Below are 14,624 nucleotides of genomic sequence, written 5' to 3'. Positions count from 1 at the left end.
AGTTACCCGGATCCGCGCGGGCGAATCGGGTCGGCGATCTCCTGGATCCGCTTGGTGGCCAGCTCGATCATCAGCCGCGCCGCCGGCGAGAGCGTCGCGCCGGCGCGGTGCACGACCGCGAACATGTCGTACTGCCGCGGCCGCATCGACACCCAGCCGGCCTTGGGAGCGAGTCGCGGGAGCAGCTGGAGCGCGGCGCCCTTGGGGATCACGGAGTCGGCGTACCCCATCCCGACCAGCTCGACGGCGGTCTCGACGTCCTCGACCTCGATCCGGGTCTGCGGGTTGCGGCCGGTCTCGAGCAGCATCTGGCGCAGCACCTTGCGGGTCGAGTCGTCGGCGCGCCAGGTCGTCTCCGGCATCACCAGCGCGGCCTGCGCCAGCCGGCTCGCACCCACCGGCGACTCGAGGTGGGTCGGGTCGGCGCTGATGTAGACGAGCTCGTCGCGCGCCACCGGGGTGACGTCAAGGCCCTCGCTGCCGACGGTCGGCACCGCGATCATCGCGGCCTCGATCCGGCCGCGCCGCAGGTCCTCCTGCACGTCGGTCGAGTTCTGCCCGATCAGCTCGACCCGGACGCCGGGGTAGCGCGACAGGACGTCGGCGACCAGTCCGGCGCCGGCGTACAACCGCGCCGTACCGAACATGCCGAAGCGGATGGTGCCGGTCTCGAACGACTTCGCGCTCTGCACCGCGCGCTGGGCGTCGTCGACCGCGGCCAGCACCCGCTCGGCGTGCGGGCGCAGGGTGTCCGCGACGGTGGTCGGCACGACGCCGCGCCCGACGCGGCGGAACAGCGGCACCCCGAGCGACTTCTCGAGGCCGCGGATCTGCTCGGAGACCGACGGCTGCGCGTAGCCGAGCTCCTCGGCCGCGGCGGTGAGCGACCCGTGCTCGTACGTCGCGAGGAAGCACGTCAGCTGGTGCAGTGAGAGCATGCCCACAACCCTAGGTTATCCCTATGGTTTCCGAAGGAAAGCAAGGCTAGCCCTATGGCTACAAGTGTCGAACAATGGTGCTGTCACCATCACCGTCTTCTGAGGGAGGGTCCCCATGTTCGACCACAACTGCACCGCGTGCGCCAAGCGCCAGCTGATCTTCCCGAGCCAGATCACGGCGATGGACACGACCGCCGCCGGCATCCTGGTCCGCTTCACCTGCTGGTGCGGCGCCGACCAGTCCATGCTCACCGGCAAGGCGTCGACCACCACGTCGAAGGTCGTCCTCGCGGCCTGATCGGCCGCTCCTCTCGAGCTCTCCGACGGGTACGGCGTTGTCGCGTTCGCTCGTGCCTCTAGGAGCCTTGGACGCCGGTCCTGGTGCCGTTTTCGCGCACCGGACCGGCGTCCGTATACTTCTCCGGGTTGTTCAGCCTGGCTGAACAGCACGCCGCCTTAGCTCAGTCGGTAGAGCATCTCACTCGTAATGAGAAGGTCGTCGGTTCGATTCCGACAGGCGGCTCCGACACAGAGGCCCTGACCAGCGTTCGCGCTGGTCAGGGCCTCTGTCGTCTGCAGCAGGTCGGCGCCGGCCCCGCGGCCACTACTCGATCAGGCGGACAGCCAGGAGTGCCACGTCGTCCTCGGCGTTGTCGGGGACGAGGTGGCTCAGGAGCGCGTCGCAGAGCTCCTCGAGGGACACGTCGCTGCTCATCAGGTCGCCGAGCAGGGAGGTGAGGGCGGCGATGCCGTCATCGACGAGCTGCCCTCGACGTTCGACGAGTCCGTCGGTGTAGAGGATGAGCGTGGCGCCCCGTTCGAGGGTGGCGGTCTGCTCGCGGCGCTGCGTGCGCGGGTCGAGGCCGAGCAGCAGGTCAGCCCCCTCGGCTGACTCGAGGACCGTGGCGGTGCCGTCCGGCGAGACCAGGACCGGCGGCGGGTGGCCGGCGTTGGCGAAGCGGACCCGGACCGCTCGAGGTGCGGTGCCGGGCGAGCCGGGGAAGTAGGCAGGGTCGTGCTCGATGCGAGCGACGACCGCGGTGGCGGTGGTGTCGACCTGCAGGGCGGCCATCGCGTGGTCGAGGCCTCGTACGACGTCCGCGGGCGTGGCCCCGCTGTGTACGGCGATGCCGCGCAGCAGCCCCCGGACCTGGCCCATCGCCGCCGCGGCGGCCACGTCGTGACCGACCACGTCGCCGATCACGACGACGGTGTCGACGGCGCCGACGTTGACCGCCACCTCCAGAGCGGCCCGGCGGGCGGCGGCCTCGGCCGGGTCCTCATCGTCGCTGGCGGGAGTGGGGCCGGCGGGTTCGGGGATGACGCCGGCCCGGACGGGGTCGATGTGAGGCTGGAGGAACGCGTCGTACCAGTCCCCGCCCACCTGCGCCACCTCGGCGGCGGGCTGGTAGCGCACGGCGATGCGCAGGTGGTCGGGCTGGGGTGGTTCTGTCAGGAGGCTGCGCTGCAGCGTCTCGGCGAGGTCGCGCTGCTCGGCGTACAGCCGGGCGTTGTCCAGCGCGAGCCCGGCTCGGGTGCCGACGTCGGCGAGGAGCTCCTGGTCGTCGCGGGAGAACCGCACCCGGTCCTGGCCACGGAACGCGGAGAGCACCCCGACGGTGCGGTTGCGCCCGCGCAGCGGGACGACGATGGCCGAGGCCGGGTCGAGGGTCCGCAGGAGCTCCTGGGCCTCGCCCGGCGCGAGGACGGAGGCGACCCGCTCCGCCGCGTCCGCCTCGATGACGATGGGGTCGCGCTGGGAGAGTGCCTGGGCGAGGAACGAGTCGTCGGACATGGCGCCGAGCCTCAGGTCGGCATAGCGCCGCACGAGCTCCCGGCTCGTCGGCTCGGCGTGGGCCCAGCCGACGTCGCGCAAGCCGCGTCGCCAGTCGCCGGCGTTGACGTCCTCGACGAGGGTGACCACGCACCAGTCCGCGAGCAACGGGACGAGGATCTCGGCGAGCCGGCTGACCCCCTCGGTGGGGTCCAGGGTGCCCGAGGTCGCGCCGGAGACCTCGGCCACGATGCGGGCGCGGCGGGCGGTCTCGTCGAGCTGGCGCTGCGCCTGGTGGCGCGCGGTCACGTCGACGAAGTACACCGCCAGCCCGTCCGGCGACGGCCAGGCGCGCACCTCGTACGTGGCGTCCAAGGGTGCGGGGTAGTACGCGTCGAACGCCTGCGGCTCACCGGTCTCGACGGCACGTCGATAGAAGGTCTCGAAGTCGCTGCCGACCGCCTCCGGGAACAGCTCCCAGATCGTGCTGCCGACGAGGTCACTGTGGCTCGTGGCGAGCAGCCGCTCGGCCTCGGAGTTGGCATAGCTGAACCGCCAGTCGCCGTCGAGCTGGAAGAACGCGGTCGGCATCGACTCGAGCACGCGCCCGACCCGGGCGTCGCCGTCTCGCACGGCGGTGGTGTCGTACGCGGCGCCGAGGACCTGTACGGCGCGGCCGCCCGGGCGGTCGGCGAGGGCGCGGCCGCGCGCGCTGACCCAGCGGGACTCGCCGTCCGGGCGGACGATGCGGTACTCGGCGGCGTACTCGCCGCAGCTGTCGATCGCTTCCGTCAGCGCCTCGGTGACCCGCGCCCGGTCCTCGGGATGGACCAGGCGTTCGAACGCCTCGATGGTGGCACCGAACGACGCCTCGGAGGTCCCGAACAGCTCCAGGAGCCGGGCGTCCCAGCGCAGCTCGCCGGTGGTGAGGTCCCACTCGAACGCGCCGACCCCTGCGGCGTCGACGGCGAGCCGCCAGGCCAGCCGGTCACCCTCCTGCCCCGTGAGGGCATGGGCGAACTCCAGCTCGGTGACGACCCACCGGCCGAGCTCCTCGAGCACGACCAGGTCGTCGCTGGTCCAGGAGCGTGGGACCGGCTCGTACACGCACAGAGCGCCTCGGGTCGTGCCGTCCGCGGTGACGAGGGGGACTCCGAGGTAGGAGCCGACGATGCCGGCAGCCACGGCCGGGATGCCGGCCAGGTCGGGCTCGGCCGTCGCGTCCACCACGACCCGAGCCGTGCCCGCCTCGGCGACCCGGGCGCAGATCGAGTCCGCGGTGGCGACGTCGAGGCCGACGGAGGTCGAGGACAGCCCGGCGCCGCCGACGACGTGGACATCGTCGCGGCCGGTCAGGGAAACCAGGGCCGAGGAGCTCTTCAGCAGGCGGAGAGCGGCCGCGCAGACCCGGTTCAGTCCAGGACCCATGTCGAGCCGTTCGCCGTCGGTCCCGAGGGTCTCGCTGAGCTCGCTCTTCACGAAGCCGGGTCCTTCGGCGGATGCGCGCACCTCAGCGCCGGGCGGCCCAGTGCCGTCGACGTCAAAGCCCGGCATCCAGCCCCCTCTCCCCGCGCTGTCAGCGACCGACGCCGATCACCGTGAGCGGCAAGAGTCGCACAACCCGTGGTGGCGTGAGGCTTTGCCACCGGCTGCTGGGTCGCCTTCACCCGCACGGGTGATCGCCGGGAAGAGTGAAACGGTCGGTCGAACGCGACGAGTCAGCTGCGGTCCAGCTCGAACCAGACCCGCTTCCCGCCGGGTCGGCGGTCGATCCCCCATCGGGAGGCGAGGGTCTCGACCAGCAGCATGCCGCGACCACCGTCGGCCAGGAGCGGATTGTCCCGGCGGACCTCGGGGGCCCCGGGCGCGCTGTCGCTGACGCTGACCGAGAGCCGGTCAGGGGCCACCTGGACGTCGAGAACCGGCCGGCCCCGCCCATGGTTCACCGCATTGGTGACGACCTCGCTCACCAGCAGCAGTGCGGTGTCGGTCGTGTCGGCGGGCATGTCGGCGCTCGCGCACACGTCCCCGACGATGCTCCGCGCGGTGTGTGCCGACAGCGCTGCAGGGTCGAGCGTCTCTGATCGCGACATCGAAGGCCAACCGGACACCAGCCGGTCACCCCCCAGATTGTCGTGATCGCGATGCGGCTACGCATTGCTGGCTGCTGGGGATGTCGTACCCGCCGTACGCGAGAGGAAACACGCCGGCCTAGGACACGGCGAAACGCCTGTCGGTGTAGCGCCTGAGGTTCCGCAGGAACCAGCGGAAGGTCACGTTCAGGACCGGGCGGCTCGGCGTCAGCGTGAGCCGGGCCGCGCCGGTGACGTCGAGCGCCAAGGTCCAGGTCAGCGTGCACCCGGTGGGGGTGGCGACCACGTCGTACCGCTCGGCGAAGGCGCGGATGCGCTTCTCCGACGCGCTGTTGAACCGGAAGGCGAGCAGCGTGTGCTCCTCCCACGCGAGGAACTCCTCCTCGCCGACGAGGCCGCCGCGCATCGTGACCGTCCGCGTCGTGCCGACACCCCGCGGCTCCGGAGTCGTCCACTCGACGTGGGTGATCACCTTCGCCCACCGCGGCCAGGCGCTCGCGTCGGCCAGCACCTCGAAGAGCTGCTCCGGCGTGATGCGCAGCGCGACGCTGTTGGAGAACCGGTGGGAGGCGGTGTCGACGAACGCCAGGTCGACCGGGTCGCAGGGGTGCGTGACGGTGGAGGGGGCCATGGAGGCAGAGTAGAACGAGTTCCAGTTCGCGCGATCCCGGTCCGGATCTCGGGTCTTTCGGCCCGGGTGCGCGAGGAGCGGACTGCCTAGCGTGCCGTCATGACCACGGTCCGGTACGACGGTGACGGCATCGACATCACGGCGATGGCGGTGGTGTCGAGCGTCCATCGGGCCGCCCATGCGCTGCGGACCCACCTGGAGCGGACCGTGCTCGCCCCCCGCGGACTGACGTGGACCGCCTGGGTCGTGCTGTGGGTGGTGTGGACCTGGGGCGAGAGCGAGTGCCGGCACGTCGCGGCGGAGGCCGGCATCTCCAAGGCGACGCTGACCGGCGTCCAGCAGACCCTGGTCGGCAAGGGGCTGCTCGCGCGCGATGTGCATCCCGACGACGCGCGCCGGGTGCTGCTGTCGCTCACGGACGACGGCAAGAGGTTCATGGAGCGGCTGTTCCCGGAGTTCAACGGCGCCGAGGCGTGGCTGGTCGCCGGGATGGCCGAGCCCGAGCGGCTCGAGGTCGCACGCGGGCTGCGGACGCTGGTCAGGCGTACTGAGCTGCGCTGACGACGCGGGCGAGGAAGCCGTCCACCAGGGCGTGCGCGCGCGACCGGCTGCGGTCGTCGACGGCGCGGGTGCGCGCGAGGAGCGTGACGGGGTCCAGCCCGAAGTCGCGGGCCTTGGCGTCCCCGCCGTACGCGAGCCACCCGGTGAGCATCGCGCTGGTCAGCTCGGGGTGGAACTGCACGGCGAGGTTGCGGCGCAGCGCGAACGCCTGCGACGCGTTCGCGTTGCGCGCGATCTCGGTCGCACCGGGCGGCAGCGTCCAGGCGTCGTAGTGCCACTCGAACCACGGGCCGGCGGGGACGAGGTCGGGATCCGACGACGCGACGTCGTACCACCCGACCTCCGGCCGGTCGGTGAGCCGCACGCTGCCGCCGTGGGCCTCGGCGAGCAGCTGGCCGCCGAAGCAGATGCCGAGCACCGGCACGCCCGCGGCGTCGGCCGCGCGCAGCCCCTCGAGCTCGGGGACGACCCAGCTGCCGATCGTGGCCGTGTCGTACGTCGACCACGGCGCGCCCATCGGCACCACGGCGTCGAAGGAGGTGAAGTCGGGGAAGTCCGTCGTCACGCCCGGCGACTCGAAGTGCTCCTCCGCGACCACCGCGTGGGTCACCACGTCGTACCCGTGGTCGTTGAACCGCTCGCCCACCGGGCCGATCGGCGAGGAGTGGTCGTGCTGGATCACGAGGACGCGCATGCGGCGACCCTAGGCGATCATTCGGGTCCGAACAATAGTCAGGACCAGTCCACGCTGAGGTACTGCGTCTCCTGGAACTCGCGCAGCCCGTCGCGGGCGCCCTCGCGCCCGAGTCCGCTCTGCTTCACGCCACCGAACGGCGCCGACGGGTCGGAGACGAGGCCGCGGTTGATGCCGACCATGCCGGCGTCGATCCGCTCGCCGAGGCGGATCGCGCGGCCCAGCTCGCCGGCGAAGACGTACGCCGCGAGCCCGTACTCGGTGTCGTTCACCAGCCGGATCAGCTCATCCTCGTCGCGCCACACGACGACCGGCGCGACCGGGCCGAAGATCTCCTGGCGGAGGATCGTGGCGTCCGGCGCGACGTCGGCCAGGACGGTCGGCGGGTAGAAGTAGCCGGGGGCGTCGGGCAGCTCGGCGCGGTGCGAGATCCGGGCGCCCTCGCGGACGGCGAGGTCGACGGCCTCGGTGATCCGGTGCAGCGCGGCGGCCGAGATGACCGGGCCGATCGCGGCGCCGTCGGCGGCCGGGCCGACCGTGAGCTTCTCGACCTCGGCGCCGAGCCGGGCGAGGAAGTCGAAGGCGACGTCGCTGTGCACGTAGATCCGGTTCGCCGCGGTGCACGCCTGCCCGCCGTTGCGGAACTTCGCGATCATCGTTCCGGCCACGGCCTGGTCGAGGTCGGCGTCCTCGGTGACGACGACCGGTGCGTTCCCGCCCAGCTCCATCGAGGCGTTGAGCACCCGGTCGGCCGCCTGGTGCAGCAGCGTCCGGCCGACGCCGGTCGAGCCGGTGAACGACACCTTCCGCACGCGGTCGTCGGAGAGCCATGCGGAGACGACGCCCGCGGCGTCCGTGGTCGTGACGACCTCCACCGCGCCGTCCGGTACGCCGGCCTCGGTGAGCAGGCGGGTCACGGCGAGCGCGGTCAGCGGCGTCTCGGCGGCCGGCTTGAGCACGACCGTGCAGCCGGCCGCGAGCGCCGGGGCGATCTTGCGGGTCGCCATCGCGGCCGGGAAGTTCCACGGGGTGACCAGCGCGGCCACGCCCACCGGGCGGTGCGACACCAGGGTGCGTACGCCCCCGGCGGGGGCCTCGCCGTACTCGCCGCCGGGTCGCACCGCCTCCTCGGAGAACCAGCGGAAGAACTCGGCCGCGTAGCCGACCTCGGCCGCGGCGTCGACGAGCGACTTCCCGTTCTCCTGGGCGATCAGCGCGGTGAGCTCGTCCTTGTCGCGGAGCATCAGCTCGTGCGCGCGGCGCAGCACGTCGGACCGGTGCCGCGGCGAGGTGCGCGACCACTCGGCGAACGCCGCGTCCGCGCGGTCGACCGCGGCGCGGGCGTCCTTGGGGCCGAGGTCGGGCACCTCGGCGACGACCTCGAGCGAGGCCGGGTCCTCGACCTGGAACGTCGTCATCGGGTCACCTCGAAGGTCGCGGCGAGCACGTCGAACGCGTCGTGCAGCAGCTCGTCGGAGATCGAGAGCGGCGGCAGGAACCGCAGCACGTTGCCGTGGGTGCCGCAGGTCAGCACGATCACGCCCTGGCGGTGCGCGGCGGCGGCGACCGCCTTCGCCAGCTCGGGATCCGGCACGTCGGTGCCGGCGTGCACGAGCTCGACCGCGAGCATCGCGCCCCGGCCGCGGACGTCGCCGATGCGGGCGTCGCGGGCCTCGATGCGGCGCAGCCGGTCGAGCACGACGGCCTCGATCTCCCGGGCGCGGGCGACGAGGTTCTCGGCCTCGATGGTCTCGATCGCGGCGAGCGCGGCGGCACAGGCGAGCGGGTTGCCGCCGTACGTGCCGCCCAGGCCGCCGACGTGCGCGGCGTCCATGACGTCGGCGCGGCCGGTGACGGCCGACAGCGGCAGGCCGCCGGCGATGCCCTTCGCGGTGACGATCAGGTCGGGGACCACGCCCTCGCGGTTGCACGCGAACATGTCGCCGGTGCGGGCGAAGCCGGTCTGCACCTCGTCGGCGACGAACACGACGCCGTTGTCGCGGCACCAGGAGGCGAGCGCGGGCAGGAAGCCCGCGGCCGGCTCGATGAACCCGCCCTCGCCCTGGATCGGCTCGATGACGACGGCGGCCAGGTTGGCGGCGCCGACCTGCTTCTCGATCACGTCGATCGCGCGGAGCGCCGCGACCACGCCGTCGGTGTCGCCGTCGCGGTACGGGTAGGAGAGGGGGGCGCGGTAGACCTCGCTCGCGAAGGGCCCGAAGCCGTGCTTGTACGGCATGTTCTTCGCGGTCATCGCCATCGTGAGGTTGGTGCGGCCGTGGTAGGCGTGGTCGAACACCACGACCGCCTGGCGGCCGGTGTGCGCCCGCGCGATCTTCACGGCGTTCTCGACGGCCTCGGCGCCGGAGTTGAAGAGCGCGGTCCGCTTCTCGTGGTCGCCCGGGGTCAGCCGGTTGAGCGCCTCGGCGACCGCGACGTAGCCCTCGTACGGCGTGACCATGAAGCAGGTGTGCGTGAACGCCGCGGCCTGCTCCTGCACGGCCCCGACCACGCGCGGGGCGCTGGCGCCGACCGTGGTCACCGCGATGCCCGAGCCGAGGTCGATGAGGTGGTTGCCGTCGACGTCGACGACGATCCCGCCGCCGGCGCGGGTCGCGAACACCGGCAGCGTGGTGCCGACTCCCGCGGCGACCGCCGCCAGCTTCCGGGCCATCAGGCTGCGCGAGGCCGGTCCGGGGACCTCGCTGACCAGGCGGCGTTCCTGGGGGACGGTGGCGTCGATCGTGGGCGCAGTCATGCCGCCAGTCTCGGAGCGGCCTCCTATGCTGTCCAATACCTATTCAGACTCAGATCGATGCTCACCAGGCATAGGAGGTCGGCGTGCAGCTCCGGCACGTGCGCTACTTCGTCGCGACGGCGGACGCGGGCAGCGTCAGCGCCGCTGCGGCCCGGGTGCACGTCACCCAGCCGGCCCTGTCGCGCCAGCTGCGCCAGCTCGAGCAGGACCTCGGGGTGGCGCTGTTCGACCGCAGCGCCGGGCGGCTGTCGCTGAACCGCAACGGCCGGGCGCTGCTGCCGGCCGCGCGCGACCTGCTCGCCAGCGCGGACGCGCTCCAGCGGCGGGCCGGCTACCACGCGAGTGGCGGCCTGGAGCGGGTCACGATCGCGGCGCCGACGGTCACGCTCACCGACATCGTCTCGCCGTTCGTCGCCACGATGTCGGCCGACGATCCCGTGGTCGACGTACGCCAGGGCGACGGTCGTACGACGACCGAGCTGCTGCAGTCCGGCGCGGACCTGGCCATCGGGACCCAGCGCCCGCACGAGCCGATGGGCTCGCGGTCGCTGGCCGTGCTGCCGGTCTGGGCCTACGTCCCGGCCGACGACCCGTGGGCCGGTCGGGACCGGGTGCTGCTCAGCGACCTGCTCGAGCGGCCGCTGGTCGTGGTGCCGCCGGCCTTCACCGCGCGGGAGGCGCTGGACACGGCCGTGGCGGCGCGCGGCGCGTCGTACTCCGGGCTCGTCGAGGCCGCGAACGGCACGATCGCCCAGGCGCTCGCGGCCGCGGGGCGCGGCGTCGCCGTGGTGTCCGACGACCCGCGCTTCGACCTGCGGCCGGTCGCGATCGACCTCGGCGCGGACGTGCTCAGCGTGCGGCTCGTCGCCGCGTGGGACTCGCGCGGCGTGGCCGCGGCTCCGCTCGAGCTGCTGGCCCGGCGCCTCGGTGCGTGGGTCGCGGAACGCTACGGGCCCGCCTCACCGAGGTGAGGCGGGCCCGCAGGAGACGGATCAGCTGACGAAGTCGGCGACCGCGTCCTCGTTCTCCTCGCTGCGGCGCAGCTGGCCGACGACCATGCCGACCACGAAGATCACGAACGGCGCCAGCACCAGCGTCCAGCCCGTGCCCGAGAGGCCGAACGACTGGGTGGTGGGGTCGACGCCCTCGGCGACCGTGCCGGCGAGCAGGCCGAAGCGGGCCATGATCAGGTAGGCGCCGAGGCCGAGCCCGACGATCGCCAGGACCGGCGCGATCACGGTGTTCCACACCCTGCGGTCACCCTCGCGGCGGAAGTAGACGATGACCGCGAGCGAGACCAGGATCTCCACGAGCAGGATCGCGAGCACCGCCATGCCGCTGAACCAGTAGAACATGTGCAGGATCGGGTCCCGGTCGGTGACGATGAACAGCAGGATGACCGCTCCAGTGACGACCGAGGTGGCCAGCGTCGCCGCGATCGGCGCGCCGCGGCCGTTGACCCGGTCCAGGGCGCGGGGCAGGACGCCGGCGCGGCCCATCGAGAAGAAGTAGCGCGCCGCGCTGTTCTGGAACGCGAGCAGGCCGGCGAACAGGCTGCTCAGCACGAGCCAGCTCATCAGCTCCGCGAGCCAGCTGCCGACGTACTCGTCGGCGACGGAGAAGAGGACCGCGGCGGGGTCGGCGAGCGGGGTCCCCTCGACGGCCGAGATCGTGGCGACCTGGTTGACGACGTCGTCCGAGCCGACGCCGCTCACGACCGCCCACGAGGTCAGCGCGAAGAGGATCGCGATCAGGGAGACCGCGGCGTACGTCGCGATCGGGACGTTGCGCTTGGGGTCCTTGGTCTCCTCCGCGTAGATCGCGGTCGCCTCGAAGCCGATGTACGACGCGAACGCGAACGCCAGCGCGATGCCGGCCGAGCCGGCGAGACCGCCGGCGAAGATGTTGGAGGGCGCGAAGGAAGCGGCGAAGTCGAGCCCGTCCGGGCCACCTCCCTGGAACAGCACGGCCACGGCGACCAGCAGCAGCGACAGCACCTCGAGGAGCATCAGGACGCCGAGCAGCTTGGCGCCGATGTCGACCTGGAGCGCCGAGAGCGCGGTGACGATGGCCCAGGCGAACAGCGCCCAGACCCACCAGGCGAGGTCGATGCCGAGCTCCGCGTCGAACTGCGGGGCGGCGACCCCGCCGAAGAACCCGTAGACCGCGAGCTGGATCCCGAGGTAGGTCAGCAAGGAGACGAAGGCCGAGCCCACGCCCGGCACGATGCCGAGGCCGCGACCGACGTACGCGAAGAAGGCGCCGGTGTTCGTCACCCGGTGGCTCATCGCGGCGTAGCCGACGCTGAAGATGAGGAGCACCACGCCGGCGGCGAGGTAGGCGCCCGGCGCCGCGGCGCCGTTGCCGAGCACGATCGCGACCGGGACGGCGCCGGTCATGCCGACGAGCGGAGCGGCGGCGGCGACGACGAAGAAGACGATGCCGATGACTCCGAGCCGGTTGCGCGCCAGCTTCTCGTCGTCGGCGAGGTCGGGCGGCGGTCGAAGTGCACCCTGATCTGCGGTCATGGGAGTCGGGCCTCTCTGCGGTGTGACCTGGATTACTCCGGAACATATTCGGCCCCAAACGACTTTGTCGAGGGGTTCTCGGTAAATCGTTTGTTTCCGAATGGCACGTCCGTACGGGTCGTCCGGGCGCCCTTGACGGACCCGGGGGCGGCGAATACGTTTGGGACCAAACGATCTCGGCCACGGAGGGTTCATGCAGGCACACACCGCCCCATTCACGGCGACGGTCGAGGGCGTCACCGTCGATCTCCGGCACTGGATCGGCGGCGAGCGGGTCGCCTCCGAGCGGACCTTCGCGGACGTCTCGCCCATCGACGAGTCCGAGATCGCCCAGGTCGCCGCCGGTGGTGCCGCCGAGGTGGACGCCGCCGTCGCCGCGGCCCGTGCCGCCTTCCCGGCGTGGGCCGCGCTGCCGGTCGCCGAGCGGTCCGCCATCCTGCGCCGCGTCGCCGAGGGCATCGAGGCGCGGGTCGAGGACCTCGCCCGCGTCGAGACCCGCGACAACGGCTCGCTGATCCGCAGCCACCGCCGCGGCGTGATGCCGCGGGTGGCCATGAACTTCCGCGCGTTCGCCGACTTCGCCGAGCAGCAGCTCGGCCACCCCGACATGGAGGTGCCGGGCCGCGGTCACCGCGAGCGGATCAGCTACGACCCCGCCGGCGTCGTCGCGATCATCACGCCCTGGAACGCGCCGCTGATGCTCGCCACCTGGCGGATCGGCCCGGCGCTGGCCGCCGGCAACACCGTCGTCGTGAAGCCGCCGGAGTGGGCGCCGCTCACCGCGAGCCTGCTGGCCGACATCATGCACGAGGCCGGCGTACCGGCCGGCGTCTTCAACGTCGTCCAGGGCACCGGCCTCGAGGCGGGCGCTCCGCTGACCGCGCACCCCGGCATCAACCGGCTGGCGTTCACCGGCTCGGTGCCGACCGCCGGCGTCATCTCCAAGGCAGCGGCCGAGAACATCGTGCCGCTGTCGTACGAGCTCGGCGGCAAGTCGCCCCTCGTGGTCCTGGAGGACGCCGACCTCGACCTCGCCGTCGAGATCGCGGTCGAGCAGTTCGACAACGCCGGGCAGGTCTGCCTCAAGGCGGCCCGGATGCTCGTGCACTCATCGCTCGTCGACGAGTTCACCGAGCGGGTCGTCGCGGGGGCGGCCGAGCTGCGCCAGGGCGACCCGCGCGAGGACGGGACGGACGTCTCCGCCCTGATCTCGCGCCGCCACTTCGAGCAGATCAGCGGGTTCGTGGAGCGTGCGATCTCCGACGGCGCTCGGCCCCTGCTCGGTGGTGGTCCCAACGACGAGCTCGGCGGCCTCTACTTCCGCCCGACGATCCTGGTCGACGCCAAGCCGGACGCCGAGATCATGACCGAGGAGGTCTTCGGCCCGGTCGTGACCATCGAGTCCTTCGACACCGAGGACGAGGCGGTCCACAGGGCCAACGACACCCGCTTCGGGCTGGCGGCCACCCTGGTCACCAGCGACCGCGCCGCGGCCGAGCGGGTCTCGGCCCAGCTCAACGCGGGCACGGTCTGGGTGAACTGCTTCTTCGTCCGCGACCTCGAGGCACCGTTCGGCGGCAACGGCCGCTCCGGCATCGGCCGCGAGGGCGGCATCTGGTCGTTCGACTTCTACACCGACATCAAGAACAGCGTCTTCAGCCCGACCGGCTGGAAGGAGTGAGTCATGGGTGAGGTGGTGGGCGCCGGGCTGCTGGCGCACGTCCCGACGATCGTGCTGTCGGAGGAGATCCGGCGCGAGCTCAACAACGGTGAGGACTCCACGCTCGTCTCGGGGCTGCACCAGCTGCGCCGCGAGGTCTTCGACACCCTCGACTACGACACCGTCGTCGTCCTCGACTCCCACTGGGCGACCACGGTCGAGTACGTCGTCACCGCGCAGGACCGGCGCAGCGGGCTGTTCACCTCCGAGGAGCTGCCGCGCGGCATGCAGCGGCGTCCGTACGACTTCCCGGGTGACCCCGAGCTCGCGCACCTCATCGCGAGCAAGGCCGCGAAGCACTCGACGTGGATCACCGCGATCGACGACCACTCGCTGCCGATCTTCTACGCGACCACGAACCTCTGGGAGTTCCTCGGCGCCGGCCTGCCCGACAAGAAGTGGATCTCCATCGGGGTCTGCCAGACCGCCGACGGCGAGGACAGCCTCCGCCTCGGCCGTGCCCTCGGCGAGGCGATCGCCGAGTCGGACCGCAAGGTGCTGCTGATCGCGTCCGGCGCGCTGTCGCACACGTTCTGGTCGCTGCGCCAGCTGCGCGACCACGAGGCCGCCGGCCACGAGCACATCTTCTCATCGGGGGCCCTGCAGGCCGACCTCGAGCGCATCGAGTGGTTCAAGTCCGGCGACCACAAGCGGGTCCTCGACACGATGCCCGAGTTCCTCCGCTACCGACCGGAGGCCAAGTTCATGCACTACCTGATGATGATCGGCGCCCTCGGCGAGGAGAGCTGCACCGCGCCGGCCCGCCAGTACGGCGAGTACGAGAACTCGATCGGCACCGGCCAGGTGCACCTGTGGTTCGACCGCCCCGAGGGTGGCTTCCCGCCCGCGAACGAGACCCCGACCGACCCCGACTACGTGCGCCAGATGGGCGCACCCGGCGCCGACGTACCGGCTGCCGGCTGACCC

13 protein-coding genes and 1 tRNA gene are annotated in these 14,624 nt (G+C 72.2%); 6 read left to right on the top strand and 8 right to left on the bottom strand.

Translation table 11 applies throughout. The features are described 5' to 3' along the window. Nucleotides 1-2: 2 nt before the first annotated feature. Nucleotides 3-938 (bottom strand): LysR family transcriptional regulator, encoded by a 936-nt coding sequence (locus tag MJ604_RS18855; protein WP_243060135.1) that lies wholly within the window; start codon nucleotides 936-938, stop codon nucleotides 3-5. A gap of 115 nt (nucleotides 939-1,053) precedes the next feature. Between MJ604_RS18855 and MJ604_RS18850 the strand changes: the two genes are divergently transcribed. Both MJ604_RS18850 and MJ604_RS18845 read left to right on the top strand, forming a co-directional pair. Next, entirely contained in the window at nucleotides 1,054-1,236 is a 183-nt protein-coding gene (locus MJ604_RS18850; RefSeq protein WP_243060134.1) for a hypothetical protein, read from the top strand. 152 nt (nucleotides 1,237-1,388) lie between these two features. Then, nucleotides 1,389-1,461 (top strand) — tRNA-Thr (locus MJ604_RS18845). 81 nt (nucleotides 1,462-1,542) lie between these two features. On the opposite strand, the gene MJ604_RS18840 is transcribed toward MJ604_RS18845, so the two are convergent. The 3 genes from MJ604_RS18840 to MJ604_RS18830 form a co-directional block, all read right to left on the bottom strand. After that, nucleotides 1,543-4,191: a SpoIIE family protein phosphatase gene (locus tag MJ604_RS18840; protein ID WP_243060133.1), complete on the bottom strand. Its 2,649-nt coding sequence runs from the start codon at nucleotides 4,189-4,191 to the stop codon at nucleotides 1,543-1,545. A gap of 239 nt (nucleotides 4,192-4,430) precedes the next feature. Beyond that, a complete protein-coding gene (locus MJ604_RS18835; RefSeq protein ID WP_243060132.1) occupies nucleotides 4,431-4,805 on the bottom strand; it encodes an ATP-binding protein in 375 nt (124 codons plus the stop codon). A gap of 118 nt (nucleotides 4,806-4,923) precedes the next feature. Further along, nucleotides 4,924-5,436 carry an SRPBCC family protein gene (locus MJ604_RS18830; protein ID WP_243060131.1) on the bottom strand — a complete coding sequence of 171 codons (513 nt, stop codon included), beginning with the start codon at nucleotides 5,434-5,436 and terminating at the stop codon, nucleotides 4,924-4,926. Between the two features lie 99 nt (nucleotides 5,437-5,535). Between MJ604_RS18830 and MJ604_RS18825 the strand changes: the two genes are divergently transcribed. Continuing rightward, nucleotides 5,536-5,997 (top strand): MarR family winged helix-turn-helix transcriptional regulator, encoded by a 462-nt coding sequence (locus MJ604_RS18825; protein ID WP_243060130.1) that lies wholly within the window; start codon nucleotides 5,536-5,538, stop codon nucleotides 5,995-5,997. Here MJ604_RS18825 and MJ604_RS18820 read toward each other — a convergent pair. The 3 genes from MJ604_RS18820 to gabT are packed head-to-tail and all read right to left on the bottom strand — an operon-like array spanning nucleotide 5,975 to nucleotide 9,449. After that, nucleotides 5,975-6,691 carry a type 1 glutamine amidotransferase gene (locus MJ604_RS18820; RefSeq protein ID WP_243060129.1) on the bottom strand — a complete coding sequence of 239 codons (717 nt, stop codon included), beginning with the start codon at nucleotides 6,689-6,691 and terminating at the stop codon, nucleotides 5,975-5,977. The genes MJ604_RS18825 and MJ604_RS18820 overlap by 23 nt on opposite strands. Nucleotides 6,692-6,729: 38 nt before the next feature. Further along, nucleotides 6,730-8,109 (bottom strand): NAD-dependent succinate-semialdehyde dehydrogenase, encoded by a 1,380-nt coding sequence (locus MJ604_RS18815; protein ID WP_243060128.1) that lies wholly within the window; start codon nucleotides 8,107-8,109, stop codon nucleotides 6,730-6,732. Beyond that, nucleotides 8,106-9,449, bottom strand: coding sequence for a 4-aminobutyrate--2-oxoglutarate transaminase (gene gabT / locus MJ604_RS18810; RefSeq protein ID WP_243060127.1), 1,344 nt, complete (start codon nucleotides 9,447-9,449; stop codon nucleotides 8,106-8,108). The genes MJ604_RS18815 and gabT overlap by 4 nt, the downstream gene beginning before the upstream one ends. 83 nt (nucleotides 9,450-9,532) lie before the next feature. Here gabT and MJ604_RS18805 point away from each other — a divergent pair, with 83 nt between their 5' ends. Continuing rightward, entirely contained in the window at nucleotides 9,533-10,420 is an 888-nt protein-coding gene (locus MJ604_RS18805) for a LysR family transcriptional regulator (protein WP_243060126.1), read from the top strand. 21 nt (nucleotides 10,421-10,441) lie between these two features. On the opposite strand, the gene MJ604_RS18800 is transcribed toward MJ604_RS18805, so the two are convergent. Continuing rightward, nucleotides 10,442-11,977, bottom strand: coding sequence for an APC family permease (locus MJ604_RS18800; RefSeq protein ID WP_243060125.1), 1,536 nt, complete (start codon nucleotides 11,975-11,977; stop codon nucleotides 10,442-10,444). A gap of 193 nt (nucleotides 11,978-12,170) precedes the next feature. Between MJ604_RS18800 and MJ604_RS18795 the strand changes: the two genes are divergently transcribed. Together MJ604_RS18795 and MJ604_RS18790 are read left to right on the top strand one after the other, a co-directional pair. Next, on the top strand, nucleotides 12,171-13,658 hold the full coding sequence (locus MJ604_RS18795) for an aldehyde dehydrogenase (protein WP_243060124.1): 1,488 nt from the start codon (nucleotides 12,171-12,173) through the stop codon (nucleotides 13,656-13,658). Nucleotides 13,659-13,661: 3 nt separating this feature from the next. Next, the gene (locus MJ604_RS18790) at nucleotides 13,662-14,621 is read left to right on the top strand and encodes a 3,4-dihydroxyphenylacetate 2,3-dioxygenase (RefSeq protein ID WP_243060123.1); all 960 of its coding nucleotides are present in this window, start codon (nucleotides 13,662-13,664) and stop codon (nucleotides 14,619-14,621) included. Nucleotides 14,622-14,624: the final 3 nt, after the last annotated feature.

Source organism: Nocardioides sp. SR21, from assembly GCF_022761125.1.
Lineage (GTDB): Bacteria > Actinomycetota > Actinomycetes > Propionibacteriales > Nocardioidaceae > Nocardioides.
Note: the sequence above shows the minus strand (reverse complement) of the source record. Positions and strands in the feature narration are given on the sequence as shown.

Coding starts and splice junctions, on each gene's coding strand:
- MJ604_RS18825 (WP_243060130.1), top strand. CDS start 5,536: ATGACCACGGTCCGGTACGACGGTGACGGCATCGACATCACGGCGATG.
- gabT (WP_243060127.1), bottom strand. CDS start 9,449: ATGACTGCGCCCACGATCGACGCCACCGTCCCCCAGGAACGCCGCCTG.
- MJ604_RS18830 (WP_243060131.1), bottom strand. CDS start 5,436: ATGGCCCCCTCCACCGTCACGCACCCCTGCGACCCGGTCGACCTGGCG.
- MJ604_RS18850 (WP_243060134.1), top strand. CDS start 1,054: ATGTTCGACCACAACTGCACCGCGTGCGCCAAGCGCCAGCTGATCTTC.
- MJ604_RS18855 (WP_243060135.1), bottom strand. CDS start 938: ATGCTCTCACTGCACCAGCTGACGTGCTTCCTCGCGACGTACGAGCAC.
- MJ604_RS18800 (WP_243060125.1), bottom strand. CDS start 11,977: ATGACCGCAGATCAGGGTGCACTTCGACCGCCGCCCGACCTCGCCGAC.
- MJ604_RS18835 (WP_243060132.1), bottom strand. CDS start 4,805: ATGTCGCGATCAGAGACGCTCGACCCTGCAGCGCTGTCGGCACACACC.
- MJ604_RS18815 (WP_243060128.1), bottom strand. CDS start 8,109: ATGACGACGTTCCAGGTCGAGGACCCGGCCTCGCTCGAGGTCGTCGCC.
- MJ604_RS18795 (WP_243060124.1), top strand. CDS start 12,171: ATGCAGGCACACACCGCCCCATTCACGGCGACGGTCGAGGGCGTCACC.
- MJ604_RS18820 (WP_243060129.1), bottom strand. CDS start 6,691: ATGCGCGTCCTCGTGATCCAGCACGACCACTCCTCGCCGATCGGCCCG.
- MJ604_RS18790 (WP_243060123.1), top strand. CDS start 13,662: ATGGGTGAGGTGGTGGGCGCCGGGCTGCTGGCGCACGTCCCGACGATC.